Source organism: Streptomyces sp. NPDC001717 (assembly GCF_042892775.1).
Classification (GTDB): Bacteria; Actinomycetota; Actinomycetes; order Streptomycetales; family Streptomycetaceae; genus Streptomyces.
In genome coordinates, this window is the sequence record NZ_JBIAUK010000011.1 from 211975 (window position 1) to 229760 (window position 17786).

Annotated in this window: 17 protein-coding genes and 1 pseudogene; 11 read left to right on the forward strand and 7 right to left on the reverse strand. The window is 72.8% G+C overall.

Translation table 11 applies throughout. The features are described 5' to 3' along the window. Nucleotides 1-134 precede the first annotated feature (134 nt). A complete protein-coding gene (locus ACFYZL_RS20235) occupies nucleotides 135-866 on the forward strand; it encodes an SDR family NAD(P)-dependent oxidoreductase (RefSeq protein WP_388680564.1) in 732 nt (243 codons plus the stop codon). A gap of 80 nt (nucleotides 867-946) precedes the next feature. Here ACFYZL_RS20235 and ACFYZL_RS20240 read toward each other — a convergent pair whose 3' ends face one another. Continuing rightward, nucleotides 947-1804, reverse strand: coding sequence for a DUF4396 domain-containing protein (locus ACFYZL_RS20240; protein ID WP_384752603.1), 858 nt, complete (start codon nucleotides 1802-1804; stop codon nucleotides 947-949). 33 nt (nucleotides 1805-1837) lie between these two features. Then, nucleotides 1838-2740 carry a PhzF family phenazine biosynthesis protein gene (locus ACFYZL_RS20245; RefSeq protein ID WP_384752606.1) on the reverse strand — a complete coding sequence of 301 codons (903 nt, stop codon included), beginning with the start codon at nucleotides 2738-2740 and terminating at the stop codon, nucleotides 1838-1840. A 124-nt stretch (nucleotides 2741-2864) separates the two neighbouring features. Here ACFYZL_RS20245 and ACFYZL_RS20250 point away from each other — a divergent pair, with 124 nt between their 5' ends. After that, a complete protein-coding gene (locus ACFYZL_RS20250) occupies nucleotides 2865-3812 on the forward strand; it encodes a MerR family transcriptional regulator (protein WP_388680568.1) in 948 nt (315 codons plus the stop codon). A 302-nt stretch (nucleotides 3813-4114) separates the two neighbouring features. After that, nucleotides 4115-4447 carry an alpha/beta fold hydrolase gene (locus ACFYZL_RS20255; protein ID WP_388680571.1) on the forward strand — a complete coding sequence of 111 codons (333 nt, stop codon included), beginning with the start codon at nucleotides 4115-4117 and terminating at the stop codon, nucleotides 4445-4447. Between the two features lie 19 nt (nucleotides 4448-4466). Here the strand turns inward: ACFYZL_RS20255 and puuE are convergent, their stop codons facing one another. Then, entirely contained in the window at nucleotides 4467-5375 is a 909-nt protein-coding gene (puuE, locus tag ACFYZL_RS20260; RefSeq protein ID WP_384752612.1) for an allantoinase PuuE, read from the reverse strand. 86 nt (nucleotides 5376-5461) lie between these two features. Beyond that, the gene (locus ACFYZL_RS20265) at nucleotides 5462-6385 is read right to left on the reverse strand and encodes a hypothetical protein (RefSeq protein WP_388680574.1); all 924 of its coding nucleotides are present in this window, start codon (nucleotides 6383-6385) and stop codon (nucleotides 5462-5464) included. Nucleotides 6386-6567: 182 nt separating this feature from the next. Between ACFYZL_RS20265 and ACFYZL_RS20270 the strand changes: the two genes are divergently transcribed. From ACFYZL_RS20270 to ACFYZL_RS20285, 4 genes are all read left to right on the forward strand, one after another. Beyond that, nucleotides 6568-6876, forward strand: coding sequence for a cation transporter (locus tag ACFYZL_RS20270; protein ID WP_388680577.1), 309 nt, complete (start codon nucleotides 6568-6570; stop codon nucleotides 6874-6876). A gap of 92 nt (nucleotides 6877-6968) precedes the next feature. Then, nucleotides 6969-9227 (forward strand): heavy metal translocating P-type ATPase, encoded by a 2259-nt coding sequence (locus ACFYZL_RS20275; protein WP_388680580.1) that lies wholly within the window; start codon nucleotides 6969-6971, stop codon nucleotides 9225-9227. Nucleotides 9228-9504: 277 nt separating this feature from the next. Next, entirely contained in the window at nucleotides 9505-10860 is a 1356-nt protein-coding gene (locus tag ACFYZL_RS20280; RefSeq protein ID WP_388680583.1) for an MFS transporter, read from the forward strand. Nucleotides 10861-10980: 120 nt separating this feature from the next. After that, on the forward strand, nucleotides 10981-12609 hold the full coding sequence (locus ACFYZL_RS20285) for an FAD-dependent monooxygenase (RefSeq protein WP_388680586.1): 1629 nt from the start codon (nucleotides 10981-10983) through the stop codon (nucleotides 12607-12609). Nucleotides 12610-12639: 30 nt separating this feature from the next. On the opposite strand, the pseudogene ACFYZL_RS20290 reads toward ACFYZL_RS20285, so the two are convergent. After that, a pseudogene (locus ACFYZL_RS20290) lies at nucleotides 12640-13547 on the reverse strand (DUF1152 domain-containing protein). A 156-nt stretch (nucleotides 13548-13703) separates the two neighbouring features. Between ACFYZL_RS20290 and ACFYZL_RS20295 the strand changes: the two are divergent. Then, nucleotides 13704-13850, forward strand: coding sequence for a hypothetical protein (locus ACFYZL_RS20295; RefSeq protein ID WP_384752633.1), 147 nt, complete (start codon nucleotides 13704-13706; stop codon nucleotides 13848-13850). Nucleotides 13851-13917: 67 nt separating this feature from the next. Here ACFYZL_RS20295 and ACFYZL_RS20300 read toward each other — a convergent pair whose 3' ends face one another. Then, on the reverse strand, nucleotides 13918-15009 hold the full coding sequence (locus tag ACFYZL_RS20300; RefSeq protein ID WP_384752636.1) for a mechanosensitive ion channel family protein: 1092 nt from the start codon (nucleotides 15007-15009) through the stop codon (nucleotides 13918-13920). A gap of 244 nt (nucleotides 15010-15253) precedes the next feature. Between ACFYZL_RS20300 and ACFYZL_RS20305 the strand changes: the two genes are divergently transcribed. From ACFYZL_RS20305 to ACFYZL_RS20315, 3 genes are all read left to right on the forward strand, one after another. Beyond that, nucleotides 15254-15538, forward strand: a complete 285-nt coding sequence (locus ACFYZL_RS20305) for a hypothetical protein (RefSeq protein WP_388680592.1) — start codon at nucleotides 15254-15256, stop codon at nucleotides 15536-15538. Continuing rightward, the gene (locus ACFYZL_RS20310) at nucleotides 15535-16122 is read left to right on the forward strand and encodes a hypothetical protein (RefSeq protein ID WP_384752641.1); all 588 of its coding nucleotides are present in this window, start codon (nucleotides 15535-15537) and stop codon (nucleotides 16120-16122) included. Before ACFYZL_RS20305 ends, ACFYZL_RS20310 begins: the two co-directional genes overlap by 4 nt. Before the next feature lie 178 nt (nucleotides 16123-16300). Beyond that, the gene (locus tag ACFYZL_RS20315) at nucleotides 16301-16945 is read left to right on the forward strand and encodes a GAP family protein (RefSeq protein ID WP_384752652.1); all 645 of its coding nucleotides are present in this window, start codon (nucleotides 16301-16303) and stop codon (nucleotides 16943-16945) included. 8 nt (nucleotides 16946-16953) lie between these two features. Here ACFYZL_RS20315 and ACFYZL_RS20320 read toward each other — a convergent pair whose 3' ends face one another. Further along, complete coding sequence (locus ACFYZL_RS20320; RefSeq protein ID WP_384752644.1) at nucleotides 16954-17259, reverse strand: hypothetical protein; 306 nt, start codon at nucleotides 17257-17259, stop codon at nucleotides 16954-16956. Nucleotides 17260-17786: the final 527 nt, after the last annotated feature.

Sequence of the window (17786 nt, forward strand, 5' to 3'; positions counted from 1 at the left end):
GAGCCCACCGGCTCGCGGGGCAGTGCCCGCCCCGGGCCCGCGCGGGGGACGCCTTGACTTCGTCGGGCCGCTGCCCGACCCTCGGGCGCACCCCCGGCCCGCTTCGCCGGGGCCCACAGCGCGGAGGGCGACGTATGGGACAACTCGACGGCAAGGTCGCGGTGGTCACGGGCGGCTCGTCCGGCATCGGGCTGGCGATAGCGACCCGCTTCGTCCGGGAAGGCGCCCGGGTCTTCCTCACCGGGCGGCGCGAGGCGGAACTGGCCCGGGCCGCCGCCGCATTGGGCGGTTCGGTGATCGCCGTCCCGGGTGACGTCACCCGCGAGGCCGACCTCACCCGCCTCCACACGGCGGTGGAAGAGGCGGGCAGCCCCGTGGACATCCTGGTGGCCAACGCCGGGGGCGGCCGGCCCGCCGGACTCGCCGATCTCACCCGGGACGGTTTCGACCTGACGACGGACCTCAACTTCAAGGCGACCTACTTCACCGTGCAGCGCGTACTGCCGCTGTTCGAGGACGGCGGGTCGATCGTCCTGCTCGGCTCGGCAGCCGGCTCCGCCGGGTCCACGCGCTTCGGCGTCTACGCCGCGACGAAGGCCGCCGTCCGGTCGATGGCCCGCAGCATGGCCCTGGAACTGGCCGGCCGCGGGATCCGCGTCAACACGCTCAGCCCCGGCCCGATCGCCACCCCGTCCCTGGCGATGGCCCCCGCCGAGGTCATCGAGGAGGCGACGGCCCGCGTCCCCCTCGGCCGCGCCGGCCGCCCCGAGGAGGTCGCCGCCGCCGCCCTCTTCCTCGCCTCACCCGAGAGCAGCTACATCACCGGGATCGAACTCTTCGTGGACGGGGGCGCGCGCCAGGTCTGACGGGAGGCGCCTCGGCCGCTCTTCCACACCGGGCTCCACCCGACCGGGCGCGCGCCACCCGGAGGAGCTCTGCGGCACGGTCACATGGTCAGGTGCCCGAAAACGGCGGCGATCAGGACCCCGGCGGCGAAGACGAGGAAGCTGACCACCGTCATGACGGCGAGCCGGCGGCGGCCGACCCCGACCCGCATCGTGTCGTGGTCGTGCCCTCCGGCCGCCGCGGGGCCCGGCCCGTCGGAGAGCGTCGCGCCCGCCAGGGCCGCTCCCGCGGCGAGGGGCACCGGCTCCGCGTCGCGGACGGTCATCATCCCGTGCTTGAGCCCCCGGTCCACCAGCCACCAGTTCATCGGCAGCGCCACGAGGAACCCGGCGCACAGGGCGATGGACATGATGAACCAGAAGGTGGGCCCCGTGGGACTGGGGTGGGGCACGGTGTTGGTCATCCAGGGGTTCATGACCGCGGTCATGCCGCCCATGACCGCGTTCATCGACAGCAGCTCCGCGATGAACGTCTTCCTCAGCGACGCGCGGTAGCCGCCGAACATGTCCTTCATGAAGAGGGCCTGGAAGACGGTCCAGCCGAACAGGAAGCCCAGGGCGTACTCGCACAGCAGCTCCTCCCACGGCTGGACCCCGAGGTTGTGGGTGATCACCGCCGCGACGAGGATGCCGACGCCGTCACCGGCCACGCAGTGCATGGTGGAGCCGACGACCTGCCGCCACTTCGCCGCCACGTACTGCTCGTGCGTTCCGGGCAGCGGCTCACGGCAGCTGAGCACGTACGTCAGGGCGCCGAACAGGCTGCTGAAGGCGGTGACGATGACGAAGCCCCACTTCATCACCGTCGCTTCCGGCGTCCTGCGGATGTCGACGGCGACGAAGGCCACGGCGACGGCCACTTGCAGGAACCACAGCAGCATCACGCCTTCGAGCAGCACGGACGCCTCCCGTCGATCACTCCCGACAGCCTGTCAGGCCTCCGGGTGACCGGCCACTCGGAGGCCGTCGGCCCTGGCGGTGCCGCCCACGCGGATCCGGACGCCCGAGGGCCCGGCGTGCGCCGTGGCGGTGACCGTGGCGGGGCTGCCGACCGCGTCGCCCATGTCGACGGCGATGCGCGTGATGCCCCGCCGGGCCAGGAGGGCGGCGAGGCAGGCGGTGCTGTTCGCGTTGGCGATGTCCTCCGGGACCCCGATCGACGGCGCGAACATCCGGGCCGCCTGCCCGCCCGCCGGCGAGGGCGGCGAGTAGACGTACGCGCCCAGCAGACCCAGCCGGTCGCAGGCGTCACGGAGCCCGTCGAGGTCCGGGTCCATGGCGGCCAGCGCGGCGCGGCTCTCGACGGGCACCAGCAGGCGCTCGCGGCCCACCCCGGCCACCCGTACCCCCGGAGCGGCAGCCTCCGCGGCGGCGCCCAGCGCCGGGAGCGCAAGGCCCAGCTCGGCGGAGGTCGGGTGCCGGAGACCGACGGGGCCGGGGTCGAAACCCGTGGAGAAGTACGGGGACGACGCGCCCGGCGCCCCCTCCCGCACCGCCCGGCCGTCGAACGTACGGGTGGACGTGCGGAGGGTCACCCGGTACTCCGCACCGGCCTCCGCCCCCGCCCGGGAGGCCAGGAAGGCCAGCGCGGCGACCGTGCCGTGGCCGCACGCGGGTAGCTCGCCCTCGGAGGTGAAGAAGCGGAGGCGGACTCCGGGCGGCTCCGCCGCGCCCGGGCGCGGCACCTGGAGGAAGACGGCGTGCGAGGTCCCCTGTTCCAGGGGCACGCGCCGGCGGTCCTCGTCGTCCAGCCGGTCGTCGTCCACCACGACCGCGGTGGGGCTGCCACCGGCGCCGTCGCGAAGACAGGCGCGTACGAGCACGAACGGGTTCACGGTTGCTCCTCCCCGAGCGGCACGGCCGGCGACCCCGTGGCCGGGCCCCCTCCGGGGGACGACCCCGCCTCCCCGGGGAAATAGTCTGGACCCTCCAGTGACTGGAGACAGCAGAGTGGGGGACATGGACGCCACGACCCTCTGCTCGATCGGGGAGCTCTCCCGAAAGACCGGCCTGCCCGTGAGGACCATCCGGTTCTACTCCGACGAGGGGTTGGTGGCGCCTACCACCAGGAGCCCCGCCGGCTACCGGCTCTACGGCCTCGACGCACTGCTCCGCCTGGAACTCCTCCGCACGCTGCGTGAGCTGGGCATCGACCTCGCCACGATCCGGCGCGTACTGGACCGAGAACTCTCGGTGGCACAGGTCGCCGCGGCGCAGGCAGATGCCGTGGACGCCCGGATCCGGGTACTGCGGCTGCGTCGGAGCGTTCTTCGAGCCGTGGCCGCGAGCGGGGCAGGACCCGAGGAGATCAAGCTCATGCACAGGCTCACCCGGTTGTCCGGCGAGGAACGCCGACGTCTGATCGACGATTTCATGGACGACACCTTCGGAACCTCCGGCGACGAGGAAGGCGTCCCGGCCGCGGCGGCGATGCTCCGCGCCGCCACCCCCGACCTCCCCGACGACCCGTCCGGCGAACAGGTCGCCGCGTGGGTGGAGCTCGCCGAACTGGTCGGTGACGAGGACTTCCGGGCGCGCGTGCGCCGAACGGCCGTGCACCAGGCGGCCGGAAGCGGAACCGGCATCGAGGGCGAGGCCGGCGAGGAGCTGATGGACCTCGTCCGCCGGAAGGTGGCCGAGGCCGGGGAGTCGGGCATCGACCCCCTCGACCGCCGGGCCGCACCCGTCGTCGACGACCTCGTGCACCGCTTCGCCGAGGCCTTCGACCGCGCTCCCGACGCCGCGTTCCGGGACTGGCTGGCCCGGCGGTTCGAGGAGGGTTACGACCCCGCGGTGGAGCGGTACTGGCGGCTGGTGTGGATCGTCAACGGCTGGCAGGTCGTACCGAACCTGACCCCGGCGCACCCCTGGCTCATCCGGGCCCTGCGGGGCGGCCGCGACGCATAGGCGCGGCGAGAGCGGTGACCACCCCGACTACGACGTGCGGCGCGAGATCGACGACCTGGACGCGCTGATCGCGCACGTGGGCGGGCCGGTGCTGCTCTTCGGGATGTCCTCCGGAGCGGTCCTGGCCCTGGAGGCGGTGGCCCGCGGCAGCGCGGTCCGCGCCCTGGCCCTGTACGAGCCGCCGTTCGTCGTCGACGGCGCCCGCGCCCCGCTGCCGGACGACTACGTCGACCGCGTGACGGAGCTCGTCGCGCGCGGGCAGAGCGCCGAGGCTCGCCTACTTCCTGGCCGCCGGGCTCGGCATGAACGGCGAAGCCGTCGCCGCGATGCGCGACACCCCCGTCTGGGCGGCCTGGGAGTCCGCTTCCCCGACCCTGCCGTACGACGGCCGGCTGATGAGGGACACCATGTCCGGCCGCCCGCTGCCCGCACACCGCCGGCGGTCCGTGAGGATCCCCGTCCTCGTCGGCCACGGCGGGGCGGGCGAGGCGTACATGGCCAACGGCGCGAGGCAGCTCGCCTCCCTCGGCGACCACTACACCCTGCACGTCTTCCCGGGCCAGGACCACGGCATCGATCCGCGCGCCCTCGCACCCGTGCTGACCGCCTTCTTCACCACGGGACGGCCGGACTGACGGCGTACGGTACCTGCGTTCAGCGGGGTGGCGGGTGCGTGGCCAGCCAGTGGCGCGCGATCTGTTCGCGCGTGGCGACCCACGCCCCGCCGCGCCGCTCGACGTGCTTCAGGAAGCCGTCCAGGACGCGGATGCGGCCGGGCCGCCCGATGATCCGGCAGTGCATGCCGACGCTCATCATGCGCGGGCGGTCGGCGCCCTCGGCATGGAGCGCGTCGAACGCGTCGACGAGGTACGAGAGCATGTCGTCGGCGGTGGTGAAGCCGTGCACGATCAGGAACTTGAAGTCGTTGGTGTCGAGGCTGTACGGAAGCACGAGGTGCGGTCGACCGGCGGCCTCCACGTAGAACGGCAGGTCGTCGGAGTAGTCGTCCGAGTCGTAGAGGAAGCCGCCCTCCTCGGCGACGAGCCGCCGCGTACTGCCGCTCGTACGGCCGGTGTACCACCCGACGGGCCGGCGTCCCACGAGCCGCTCGATCGTGCGGACCGAGCGGGCGATGTCGGCGCGTTCCACGTCCTCGGGGACGTGCCGGTAGTCGATCCAGCGCCAGCCGTGGCTCGCCACTTCCCACCCGGCACCGCCCATCGCCCGCGCGGCGTCCGGGTTCTGCTCCAGTGCCCGGCCCACGGCGTAGACGGTGAGCGGCGCGCCGTGCGCCGCCAGGGTGCGGTGGATGCGCCAGAAACCGGCGCGCGAGCCGTAGGCGAACATCGACTCGACGTTCAGGTCCCGCCCGCCGACCACGGGCGGCGCGCCGACGATCTCGTGCAGGTACCCCTCGGAGGCGGCGTCCCCTTCGAGGACGCTCTGTTCCCCGCCCTCCTCGTAGTTGAGTACGAGACTGACGGCGACCCGGGCTCCACCGGGCCACGCGGCGTGCGGCGGCTCGGCGCCGTAACCCGTGAGATCGCGCTGGTGCTCGGACACGGGCGCACCCTACCGCCGATCGGGCGCGCGCCCGAGGGTGGCGGGCCCGACGCGGCCGTCCGCTCCCGGACGGAGCAGCCGTGCGGTCAGTGGGAGTGCCCGCCGGGCTCGGCCTCGGTGGAGCCGGTGCCGGCGGGTGCGCTCGCGGCGTCGGCGGGCCCGCCCGCCCGGACGGTGAAGGCCGCCGTCCGGACCTTGCCCTCGTGCCGGAAGTCCAGGAACAGCCGGTACGTCCCGGCGCTCGGGGCCGTGGCGGTGAAGGAGACCTCGGGTCCGGGGCCGCCCCCGTTGGGGTGGACGTGGAGGTAGGCCAGGTCCCCGTCGCGCAGGGCGACCAGGTGGCCGTACGCGCCGAGGTAGGGCTCCAGGTTCGTGACGGGCTTTCCGTCCTTGCCGACGGTGAGCCGGAGTTCGCCCGCCTTGCCCGGGTCCAGGGTGCCGCCCAGCGTGACGCCGTAACCCTCGACCTCCGCCGTCCCGGAGGCCGGCGGCATCGGGGCGGGAGCGTACGTGCCGGGCACGGCGAGATCCGCGCCGAGGGTGACGCCCTTCGCGCCGTCCGCGGCCGGGGTGAAGTCGGCGAAGGCCTTGTAGCCGCCTGCCGCGGGCAGGTCCACCGGCGTCGACCAGGTCCCGTCGGCCGCCCGGACCGGGTGCAGGTGGCGGTAGACCGTGAGGTCGCGCGAGGCGACGATGAAGTGCAGCTCCTTGCCGTGCTCGGTCTTGTACGCCGTGACCTTGCGTCCGTCCCGATCCTTGATCGAAAAGCTGAGCTCCGCGGGGCCCGGTCCGATCTGCCTCGTGTCCAGGGACAGCGTGTAGCCGGCGTCCGAGACCTGCAGCCCGCCGGGCGCCGATGCCGGGGCCGCTTCCCGAGGGCCGCCGTGTCCCGCATGTTCCGCCCCTTCCGGGGCGCCCATCGGGCCGACGCCCGTGCCGACTCCGTACGCGGTTCCGAAGACCGCGGTGAGGGCGGCGGCGAAGGCGGTGATCTTCAGTCCGGTGTTCATCTCTGCTCTCCCGTGCGAGGGGTGGGGGCGCGGCGGCTGCCGGCGCTCGCCACCATACCCCCCAGGGGTATCAAGTCAAGCGATCGGATCTCTTGCGTCGGATACCCATGGGGGGTATATCTGAGGGCGTCGAAGTCGATACCCCCACCGGGTATCGAAACGCATGGCGAATGGAGAGAACCATGTCCTGCTGTACTCCCGAAGGCACCTGCGGCACGAACGCCGGCACGAACGCCGGGACGGCGACCGCCGTGGCCGTGGCCGTGGCGGACACCACCGTCAGCACCGCGTACCGCATTTCGGGCATGACCTGCGGACACTGCCGTACGGCCATCGCCACCGTGGTCGGAGCCCTCGACGGCGTCGTCTCCGTCGACGTGGACCTGACCGGCGGCCTGGTCACGGTGACCACCGTCGGCGAGCCCCACGACGACGCCATCGCGGCCGCGATCGACGAGGCCGGGTACGAGCTCACCGGCCGCGCCGCCTGACACCCCGCACCGACCGTGTCCCTGCCGGGGCCCGTCCGCCCGGGCCCCGGCCCGTTCCCAGCCCTCCCGCGCACGAACGAGGAGCAGCACCCGTGATCACCACCGTCGGCGCCGCCGAGATCGAACTCGCCATCGGCGGCATGACCTGCGCCTCGTGCGCCGCCCGCATCGAGAAGAAGCTCAACCGCATGGACGGGGTCGAGGCCACCGTCAACTACGCGACGGAGAAGGCCAAGGTCACCTTCGACGCGGACGACGTGTCCGTCGCGCAGCTGATAGCCACCGTCGAGGCCACCGGCTACACCGCGCACGAACCCGCCCCGGTCCGTACGGACGCGCCGGGGGACGCCGTCGACCCGGCGGGGGACCACGACGAACTGCGCCCGCTCCGGCAACGCCTCGTCACCGCCGTGTCCCTCGCCGTCCCCGTCATCGCGATGGCGATGGTCCCGGCGCTCCAGATCGAGTACTGGCAGTGGCTCTCGCTGACGCTGACCGCGCCCGTGGTCACCTACGCGGCCTGGCCCTTCCACCGCGCAGCCTGGACCAACGCCAGGCACGGCGCGGCCACCATGGACACCCTGATCTCGGTCGGCACGACGGCCGCGTTCCTGTGGTCGCTGTGGGCGCTGTTCTTCGGCACCGCCGGCACTCCCGGCATGACCCACGCCTTCGAGTTCACGATCGCCCGCACCGACGGCGCGGGCAACATCTACCTGGAGGCGGCGGCCGGAGTCACCGCCTTCATCCTGGCCGGCCGCTACTTCGAGGCCAAGTCCAAGCGCAAGGCCGGCGCCGCCCTCAAGGCGCTGCTGGAACTCGGCGCCAAGGAGGTCACGGTGCTGCGCGGCGGCCGAGAGGTCACCGTGTCGACCGCCGAACTCCAGGTCGGGGACCGCTTCCTGGTCCGCCCCGGCGAAAAGATCGCCACCGACGGCACCGTCGTCGAAGGCTCCTCCGCCGTCGACGCCTCCATGCTCACCGGGGAATCCGTACCCGTCGAGGTCGGCGTGGGCGACCCCGTCACCGGCGCCACCCTGAACGCCGGCGGCCGCCTGGTCGTCGAAGCCACCCGCGTGGGAGCCGACACCCAGCTCGCCCGGATGGCGAAGCTCGTCGAGGACGCCCAGAACGGCAAGGCCGCCGCCCAGCGCCTCGCGGACAAGATCTCCGCGGTCTTCGTACCCGTCGTCATCGGCCTCGCACTGGCCACCCTCGGCTTCTGGCTCGGCTCCGGCGCCGGACTCACGGCGGCCTTCACGGCGGCCGTCGCCGTCCTGATCATCGCCTGCCCGTGCGCCCTGGGCCTGGCCACCCCCACCGCCCTCATGGTCGGCACCGGCCGCGGCGCCCAACTCGGCATCCTCATCAAGGGCCCCGAAGTCCTGGAGACCACCCGCAAGGTCGACACCGTCGTCCTCGACAAGACCGGCACCGTCACCACCGGCAGGATGACCCTCCTCGCCGTCCACACCACCGACGACACCGACGAGACCGAAGTCCTGCGCCTCGCGGGTGCGTTGGAGCACGCCTCCGAGCACCCCATCGCCCAGGCCGTCGCCGCCGGCGCGGCCGCCGAGGCCGGCGCCCTCCCCACCCCCGAGGACTTCGCCAACGTCCCCGGCCTCGGAGTCCAGGGCGTCGTGGACGGCCACGCCGTCCTCGTCGGACGCGAAAAGCTCCTCGCCGAGTGGGCCATCGACCTGCCCGTGCACCTGGAGCGCGCGAAGGCGCGGGCCGAGGCGGCCGGCCGTACCGCCATCGCCGTGGCCTGGGACGGTGAGGCCCGCGCCGTCCTGGAGGTCGCCGACGCGGTCAAGGAGACCAGCGCCGAGGCGATCCGGCGGCTGCGCTCCCTCGGCCTCACCCCCATCCTCCTCACCGGCGACAACCGGGCCGTGGCCGAAGCCGTCGCGGCCGAGGTCGGCATCGAACAGGTCATCGCCGAGGTCATGCCCCAGGACAAGGTCGACGTCGTCAAGCGACTCCAGGCCGAGGGCCGCAGCGTGGCCATGGTCGGCGACGGCGTCAACGACGCGGCCGCACTCGCCCAGGCCGACCTGGGCCTGGCCATGGGCACCGGCACCGACGCCGCCATCGAGGCGGGAGACCTGACCCTCGTACGAGGCGACCTGCGGGCCGCGGCCGACGCCATCCGCCTCGCCCGCAAGACCCTCGGCACGATCCGCTCGAACCTGTTCTGGGCCTTCGCCTACAACATCGCGGCCCTCCCGCTCGCCGCGGCCGGACTGCTCAACCCGATGATCGCCGGAGCGGCCATGGCCTTCTCCTCGGTCTTCGTGGTCGGCAACAGCCTCCGCCTGCGGGGCTTCCGGGCCGCCACCGACTAGGCCACGTGGACGCCATGCCAGGACGCCGCCCCTCCACGGAACGAACTCCGCGAAGGGGCGGTTCGCCGTACCGGCTCCGCGGGCGGGGCCGTCAGGAGCCGGGGCACGACCACCGCGACACCATCGCGAAGCTCATGACCCCCATCCTGCCTGGCCATGTCGTAAGGGCCCCTCACTCGTTGGGGGACGAGTGTCGTCCGCGCGCCGTCCTTCCGCCGAAAGCCCCTCCTCTCCCCGCCCGCACCTCGTCGTCGCCGCCATGGGCTGCGCAGGCGGCATGGTCATGCTGGATCAGACCGTCGTCGCCGTCGCCCTCGACCCGGTGGCGCGGAGCCTGGGCTTCACCACGTTCGCCCTCCACGCCGTGGTGCTCGTCTACAGCCTGGCGGCGGCCGCGTTCACGCCGGTCGGAGCCATGGCCTCACGCCGATTCGGCCTCGTGCGCACCTTCCGGTGCGGGACCGCCGTGTTCATGGTCGCCTCCGGGCTCTGCGGCCTCGCGCCGGGCGGGGACGCCGCCGAGCCGTACCTGCTCACGACCAGGGCCGTGCAGGGCATCGGCGCCGCCCTGATGCTGCCGGTGGCCACGACGCTGATCGCGGACGTGTACGAGGAGCGGGAACGCGGCCGGGCACTCGCCGCCTACGCGGGACTGGCGCAGATCCTCTTCGTCATGGGGCCCGTGGTCGGGGCGGTCCTCATCGTGTGCTTCGGATGGCGGTCCGTCTTCCTCGTCAACGTGCCCGTCGGCGCGCTGACCCTCTGGACGATCGGCCGGGCGCGCGTCCGCACCGAGGCCGGCGGCGGCACGATCACCCCGGGCCAGCCCCTCGCCGTGATCGTCTCGTTGGGCCTGCTCGTCTGGGGGCTCTACCAGTGCGGAGTCTGGGGCGTCACCGATCCGCGGACCTTCACCGCCCTGGTGACGGGCTCGCTGACGCTGGCCCTGACCGTGCGGCTCGTCCTGCGGTCCCCGCGGCCCCTCGTGGACCTGCGGCTGCTGCTCATCCGGCCGTACGCCGTGGAAGTCGCCCTCACCTTCCTGGTGCAGGCCGCGCAGCTCGTCGTGATCGTGCACGGCACGCTCTTCCTGCGGCAGACCCTGCACCTGTCGCTCCCGGCCACCGGCACGGCCCTGTTCCCCCTGGTCGCCTCCTTGACGACGGGCACCTTCCTGTCCGGGTACCTGCTGGACCGCTTCCGGTCGATCAGGGTGCCCGTGGTGCTGGGTCTCACCGCCGCCACGGCGGGCGCCGTGGTCTGGACGGTCGCGCTTCCGGCGGGGGAGTACCGCTGGCTGGTCCCCGGGATGTTCCTCACGGGACTGGGAATGGGGCTGCCGGTCCCCGCCCTGAGCGCCGAGATGATGCGCGCGGTCCCCGCGGACAAGCGGCCCGACGCGTCCGTCGTCCGGCAGACGCTCCGCCAACTGGGCGGGGCGATCGGCCTGGCGAGCGCGGGAGCCGTGGTCCTCGCCATCAACAGCGAGGCGGCGGACGAGGCCGGCATCGTCAGCGCCGAAGCCACCCCCGGCGCCTTCGCGGTCGCGAGCTGCGCCCTGGGCATCGCCCTCCTTCTCGCGGCCACGGCCCTGCCGAAGGGCCGGCCCGCCGCCGCGCCGCCCCACGGGTGAATGCGGTCCATCCCGGTGCGGGCGGGGTGGGATGAACCGGATGCCGCGTGGCCGGCGCCGGCGACAAGCTGTCGGCGAGCGAGTGCCCTGCCGGACCGAGGTGAGCGGGAGGACCCCGACATGCCCCTGACGAACGCCGAGGCGAACGAAGAGGCGAACAGCGAGGCGAACGGCGAGGCCGACATCGAGACGGACGTGCTGATCGTCGGCGGGGGGCCGGTCGGGCTCACCGCGCGGGCCCTCCTGGAGCGCTGGGGCGTACGGACCCTGCTCGTCGAGAAGCACCGGGAACTGTCACCGTTCCCCCGGTCCCGCCTGGTCAACGCACGCTCGATGGAGATCTTCCGCCGGCTCGGCATCGAGGCCGACATCGCCGCCCGCGCGTTCCCGCCGAAGTTCGGCCGCGTCCGCTTCCGAGACACCCTCTACGACAGCGACTTCGCCACCGCCGCGATGGTGGGGGTCGACGCACCGATCCCCGAAAGCCCCGTGACCGGCGTGGTCACCTCACAGGACCGCCTGGAACCCACTCTCCTGGCCGCGGCGGACGGGCCGCTGCGCTTCGGCACGGAGCTCGTCGGCCTGGCCGAAGGGCCCGGGAGCGTCACCGCCGCACTCGTCGACCACCAGCGTGGTGAACGGAGCCGCGTCCGCGCCCGCTACGTACTCGCCGCCGACGGCGCGAACTCCACCGTCCGGCAAGGGCTCGGCATCGAGACCAGCGGACCCGGGGCGATGGCGGCCTTCACCACGGTCGTGTTCGACGCCGATCTCGGTCGCTGGTCCGACGGACAGCCCGCGGGCGTCTACTTCACCGCGCACGGGGCGTTCGCCCCGCTCTACCCCGAGGGCGGCTGGGCCTGGTTCGGGCCCACGCCCGAGGACACAGGGGGCACCGACTGGCCCGGCCTCGTCTCGCGCGCCCTCGGCCCCCGGGCCGACGTACGGGCCGATGTGCTGCGCGTCCAGCACTGGGTGATGAACGCGTTCGTCGCCGAACGCCTACGCCACGGCAGGACCCTGCTCGCCGGAGACGCCGCCCACGCGATCCCGGTCTTCGGCGGCATGGGCATGAACGCCGGCGTCGCGGACGCGCACAACCTGTGCTGGAAACTGGCCGGTGTCCTCCACGGGTGGGCCGGACCGGGTGTGCTGGACACGTACGAGACCGAGCGACTGCCCGTCGCCCACCTGACGCTCGGTCAGGCGGTCGCCAACACGCGGCTCGCACTCGAAGTGCAGAGCAGGCGCCGCGAGGAGCTCCGAGCGGGCGCGGCGACGGCTTCCGACCAGGTCGAACTGCCGTGGGCCGAGGAGTACTTCGCCCAGCTCGGCCTCGTGCTCGGCGTCACCTACCGCTCGCAGGCCGTCCTCTCCGGCGACGGCACCCCACCGGAGCCGGCCGGCACGAGCGCGACCACGGACTACGTCCCCACCGCGGAGCCGGGCCACCGCATGCCGCACCTGTGGCTCACACCCGAACGCTCCACCCTCGACACCTTCGGCGAGTGGTTCACCCTGCTCACCGCCGACCCCGTCCCGTGGGAGCGGCAATCCGCCACCCCATGGCCACTGCGCATCGAGACCCTCACCGACGGGCACGGGCAGGCCTGGGGCCTCCCGACGCCCGGAGCACTCCTCGTCCGCCCCGACGGCCACGTCGCCGCACGCTGGCACGACCGCCCGTCGAACGACCACACCCTCCACGACGCCCTCGGTGCCATCACCGCCACGACCGGCCGGCGTTGACCGGCGAGCCGTACGCCCGACGCGGCTCGGTCAGTGCGGGATGCGACGGGACGGGCGGGTGACGAGGTCCTCGCGGAATTCGGCGATCCGCGAGTGCACCTGCCGCATCAGGTGGGTGTCCTCGATGCGGTCCAGGTAGAGGCAGCGCGCGGCCAGTCGCTGCCGCTGGTGCGGGTGGTGAACCGGACGTCGCCGAAGGAGCCCCGGACGGCGGCGGCGATCGAGCCGTTCACGATGCTCGGGCGGTCCGGGGTGTGCTCCTGGGCGTGGGCCACGGCGTCCAGGAAGAGCGCCCCCTCACGCGTGGCGCGCGGTATCGAGAACGCGCCGAGGTAGGCGCCGTCGCGCTCCAGCGCCGCGATGTTCTCCAGTACCAGCGCGTGACTGACCCCGTGGTACGCGTCCACCCCGAAGCCCACCGACACGACGAGCCGCTGCGGTACGTCGTCCAGCGCGGCCAGAGCGGCGACGCTGGTCAGGTCCTCCTCGGGGGTGCCGAGGCCCGCTTCGTCGCCGCGCATCAGGATGTCCGTACCGCCGTCGACGAGTACGACCGCGTCGATGCCGTGCAGGTCGATCAGGGCCCGGTAGGCGGCCCGGAGCGGCTGCACCCCGACCTGGGGGAAGGCGTACACGGTGTCCGGATAGCCGTGGATCCTCAGCCACCGGGCGAGGGTCCGCTCGGGGAAGTAGGCCTGGTGGGGCGCGGAGCGAGGGGTGACGGCGGCGAGGTCGGGGGCCGCCCACTCCTCGACGGGCAGGCCGGCGAGCGAGCTGAAGGAGAGGTTCGCCAGACGGACCTGCTTGCCCTGGTGCATGAGGGAGAGGGCGATCGGGAGCCCGGCGTAGATGTCGAAGCCCCCGCCCGCTCCCGCGACCAGAATGCGCTCGGAGTCCGCGAGGCGGGCGAAGAGGGGGTTGGCGTGCAGCGCTGTCATGGCGCTCATTGTCCGGGGCCCGGAGCGACGGCGCCGCCGGATTTTCCGGCGCCGAGCAGCCGTGCGGAGCGCCCGCCCGATCCGCCAACCACCCTCCGGCGCGCGATTCCTGTCGCTACCGTAGAGGCGAAGCCCTTCCTGATCAGAGGAGTTGGCATGCCTGACGAGCGGGATACGGACGAGGAACGTCACGACTTGGACGGTTACGTCGACGCGACCACTTCAGGTTCCCACGCGAGCATGCGGGGGAACAGGCCCGAGCAGAACACCGATCACGAGACGGACGAGCAGGACGAGCCGTAATCGAGCCGATCGCCCCCTGCGACGACAGGCCCCGGGCCCGGGTGTCCCGCCGAGGGGGCGGACCGCGCTAATCCCGTCCGTTCCCCATCAGCACGGAGGCCTCGGCCTCGCGCTGGTGGGGGACCGACGCACCCCACGACTCCACCGTGAGCGTCTGCTTGGGCGCGGGGATGGAGATGCCCTCGGCCCGGTACCGCTCGTGCAGGCGCTTGATGAACGCGTGCTTGATCCGGTACTGGTCGCTGAACTCGCTCACGCCCAGGATCACCGTGAAGTTGATCCTGGAGTCCCCGAACGTGTGGAAGCGGACGAGGGCCTCGTGATCGGCGACCCCGCCCGACACATCGGCCATCACGCCGTCGACGACCTCCAGCGTGACCCGCTCGACGTGCTCCAGGTCGCTGTCGTACCCGACGCCCACCTGGACCAGGATCGACAGCTTCTGTTCCGGCTGGGTGAAGTTGGTCATGTTCGTCCGTGCGAGACGGCCGTTGGGGATGATCACCAGGTTGTTCGACAGGTTGCGCACCACGGTGTTGCGCCAGTTGATGTCGACGACGTACCCCTCCTCACCGCTGCTGAGCCGGATGTAGTCACCGGGCTGCACCGTCTTCGACGCGAGGATGTGCACGCCCGCGAAGAGGTTGGCCAGCGTGTCCTGCAGCGCCAGGGCGACCGCCAGACCACCCACGCCGAGCGCCGTGAGCAGCGGCGCGATGGACACGCCCATGGTTTCGAGGGCGACGAGCACACCCATGGTCAGCACGACGACACGGGCGATGTTGACGAAGATGGTGGCCGATCCGGCCACTCCCGTACGGGACTGCGCCAGGGACTGCACGAGCCCCGCGACGCCCCTGGCCGCCGAGACCGTGGCGATGAGGATCAGCACGGCGATCAGCGAATCGTTCACGAGCCCCGTGACCCGCGTGGTGAGCGGCAGGGCCGACGCGGCCGCGGCCGCGCCCCCGATGACGGCCGCCCACGGCACGAGCGTGCGGAGCGCGTCGACGATGATGTCGTCCCCGCTCCAGGCCGTCCTGCTCGCGTGCCCGCCCAGCCACCGCATCAGCACGCGCAGCAGCAACCCGGCCGCGACACCCGCCGCCATCGCGATGGCGGCCACCACCCAGTCGTGCAGGACGAGGTCCCGGCTCACAGGGCTCCCTCCGGGGCGAGGGGGACCGGGCGCACGGCGAGCGGGGCCGCCGGTCGACGTATGTGTCGTGTCGTCACTTCTTCACCTGTCAGATCGTGCTGTACGGAGCCCCGTTCGAGCAGGTGTGCGCACTCGACCCGGGCTGCCATCCTGCCCCACGGGCAACACGCCCCCGCACGTGGGCCCGGGACGTCGACGTCAAGGATTTCTTGACAAGTCGGCGGCGTCAATGTTTCCTTGACGTATGTTGATCTTGAATTCGAGGGCACGACACCGGGACCTCTTCCCGGCCGCGACGTCCATGGCTGCCGTACTGCCGCTCGCCGTGAGCCTGCCCGCCGTGACGGTGATGTTCGACGACCGGCTCGGCTCCTGGGCCACCGTCGTCCTGATCGTCGTCGGCCTCGCACTGATCGCCGGCACGGCCGGGGCGGCCGCCCGAGCGGCTGCCCGCGACACCGCCGAGCAGGCGCGCCGCGACGAGGCGGTCCTCGACGCCCTCGAACCCCTTGCCGGACTGCGCCGATGAGTGACGAACCGTTGCTCCACCCGGCGGAGATGGACCGGATCCGGGAAGGGATCGCCGCAGCCGTCCTCGGCGCCCCCGAGGGGCTTGCCGACTCGCTCGAACACGACGCCCACGGGTACCTGCGCCTGGTGGACGCCTCGCGCGTCGGTGCGGAGGAGGCGAGCCGGCTGCTGCGTGAGGCGGTCCAGGGCGCCCGGGCCGCCGGCCACAGCTGGGACACGGTGGGTCGCGTCCTGGGAGTGAGCCGCCAGGCCGCCCAGCAGCGCTTCGCGGCCAAGGCCGGGAGCGCGGCGGCGCCGGCCGCCGGGGGGCCGAACGCCCCGAAGCGTCGCACCCTCGCAGGATTGACCGCGTTCAACGAGATGGCCGCCCTGGACGAGGCGGGCCGCGACGGCTGGCACATGGTCGGCTACGGTCCGTTCTTCCACGAGGTGGAGGCGTCCGGCCACCCCTGGGAGCATTGCCGAGTCACGCTCCCCTCCCTCGCTCGACACCGGCGCATGGAGTCCGACGGCTGGATCCCGGTCGGCGCGGGATGGTTCCCGTGGCGGTACTACAAGAGGCCCGTCAAGCCCGGCGCCTAAGCCCCGTCGCCACGGTCGGCGCGCACCGGCGTGGCCCGCTTGACCCGTCGGGCCGGGGGCCGCAGAGTCGGGACGCGGCACCACGCAGGCGCCGGAACCCCTGCTCGCCGGGCACGCCCGCGCGAAACGCCCGTCCGGGGCCACCGGACGGCCTTCAACCCCGGGAGTGGCCGTGCCGATGGTCGTCGACCTGGTCGTGATCGGCACGGCCATCACCCTCGGCCCCCTGCACAACAGCGGCTTCATCCTGCTGCTCGCCTCGCGGCGAGGCGTGCGCAAGGGCCTCACGTTCCTGCTGTCCTGGCTGGCCAACCTGGCCGTGGTGATCGCCTGCGTCGTACTGCTGACCGGCGGGACGCCGCCCGTCCACCACAGCACGCCGTCGACCGCCGCGGTCGCGGCGAAGCTGGCGATCGGCGTCGGCCTGGTGCTGTTCGGCGTCCACCGCTACCGGCAGCCGCCCCGCCCGCGCAAACCACCGGGCTGGACGGCCCGCATCGACAACGCCTCGCTCGGCACGACCGCCGCACTCGCGTGGTTGCTCCAGCCGTGGGCCCTGGTGGGTGCCGGCGCCGCCACGGCGGTCGACGCCGACCTCTCCTCCCTCTCCGACTGGCTCGCCCTGACCGCCTACTGCCTGCTGGCCACCCTCAGCCTCCTGGTGATGGAGCTGTACACCGTACGGGCGCCGGCCGCCGCCCACGCCCGGCTGAACGCGCTGCGGACCTGGCTCGAGGACCACCAGGACCGGCTGATCGTGGCCCTCTCGCTGCTGGTCGGGCTTTGGCTGACGGGCAGCAGCACCTACACCCTCGTCGCCTGACCGGCCCGCTACACGTCCGAGGACTCCGCCACGTCGCAGTCGGTGAAAGCGGGCGGCCGTGTGGAGAGGGCCGCGAGCTGCTGGGCGAGCTCGGCCGTCTCCGGGGCGTCGCTGTTGGCCATGGCGTCCTCGTACGAATCGAACTCGACCACGGCCAGATAGCGGTTCGGGTTGGACCGGTCGCGCAGGAGGGTGCGGTGCGTGGGGCCGTGCTTGCGGCCTTCCGCCCGGGCCGTCTGCTCGTACTGGTGGATGAGTTCGCGAATCTCGTCGGCGCGGTCGGTTTCGAAGTCGATGATCTGCGCGAACTTCATGAGTCCTCCTGGTACGAGGCGGCCCCCGCGGTCCGGGGGCTCTCCCCGTCCAAGCAAGCACCGCCCGAAGGACACGGCAACTCCGCGCCAGGCAGTCGGCCGCGCGCGCCGGTCCGGATGCGTCGAGCGCCCCCTGGAGGTGTACGAGTGGTCGCATCCGGTGACATTCGGGGCCCTGGGCGGTGAGGCGCCCCACAGGACCCACGTCACATACGAGGCGGGTTAGTGGTCCCTGAACGTCCCGCAGGGCGCCACTCCTCGGCATTTCTCCGTGGGGTCGTTGCGCCCGTGCTGCGATGCCGTCTAGTAATCGGGGTCGTTGCCAGGGGGTGGGGGCGTCGGTAGAACTGGATGAGTCGCCGGGCGGCACGGGTGCTTCACCCGCCGCCCACCGATCCCCTCTCCTTCGCGTGAGTGGCTCACGCACGTCTTCGACGTGCCGCGACCGCCCTTGTTCCCGTCGGAAGGTCAATCCGTGTCCAACGCCGTCATCCGCCGCATCGCCGCTTCGAAGAAGACCCTCGCGG

Bases quoted from the DNA above. Each gene is read 5' to 3' on its own strand.
- ACFYZL_RS20315 (WP_384752652.1), top strand. From the start codon at position 16,301: ATGGTCGTCGACCTGGTCGTGATCGGCACGGCCATCACCCTCGGCCCC.
- ACFYZL_RS20280 (WP_388680583.1), top strand. From the start codon at position 9,505: ATGGTCATGCTGGATCAGACCGTCGTCGCCGTCGCCCTCGACCCGGTG.
- ACFYZL_RS20250 (WP_388680568.1), top strand. From the start codon at position 2,865: ATGGACGCCACGACCCTCTGCTCGATCGGGGAGCTCTCCCGAAAGACC.
- ACFYZL_RS20285 (WP_388680586.1), top strand. From the start codon at position 10,981: ATGCCCCTGACGAACGCCGAGGCGAACGAAGAGGCGAACAGCGAGGCG.
- ACFYZL_RS20305 (WP_388680592.1), top strand. From the start codon at position 15,254: ATGTTGATCTTGAATTCGAGGGCACGACACCGGGACCTCTTCCCGGCC.
- ACFYZL_RS20320 (WP_384752644.1), bottom strand. From the start codon at position 17,259: ATGAAGTTCGCGCAGATCATCGACTTCGAAACCGACCGCGCCGACGAG.
- ACFYZL_RS20265 (WP_388680574.1), bottom strand. From the start codon at position 6,385: ATGAACACCGGACTGAAGATCACCGCCTTCGCCGCCGCCCTCACCGCG.
- ACFYZL_RS20310 (WP_384752641.1), top strand. From the start codon at position 15,535: ATGAGTGACGAACCGTTGCTCCACCCGGCGGAGATGGACCGGATCCGG.
- ACFYZL_RS20235 (WP_388680564.1), top strand. From the start codon at position 135: ATGGGACAACTCGACGGCAAGGTCGCGGTGGTCACGGGCGGCTCGTCC.
- ACFYZL_RS20270 (WP_388680577.1), top strand. From the start codon at position 6,568: ATGTCCTGCTGTACTCCCGAAGGCACCTGCGGCACGAACGCCGGCACG.
- ACFYZL_RS20255 (WP_388680571.1), top strand. From the start codon at position 4,115: ATGAACGGCGAAGCCGTCGCCGCGATGCGCGACACCCCCGTCTGGGCG.
- ACFYZL_RS20295 (WP_384752633.1), top strand. From the start codon at position 13,704: ATGCCTGACGAGCGGGATACGGACGAGGAACGTCACGACTTGGACGGT.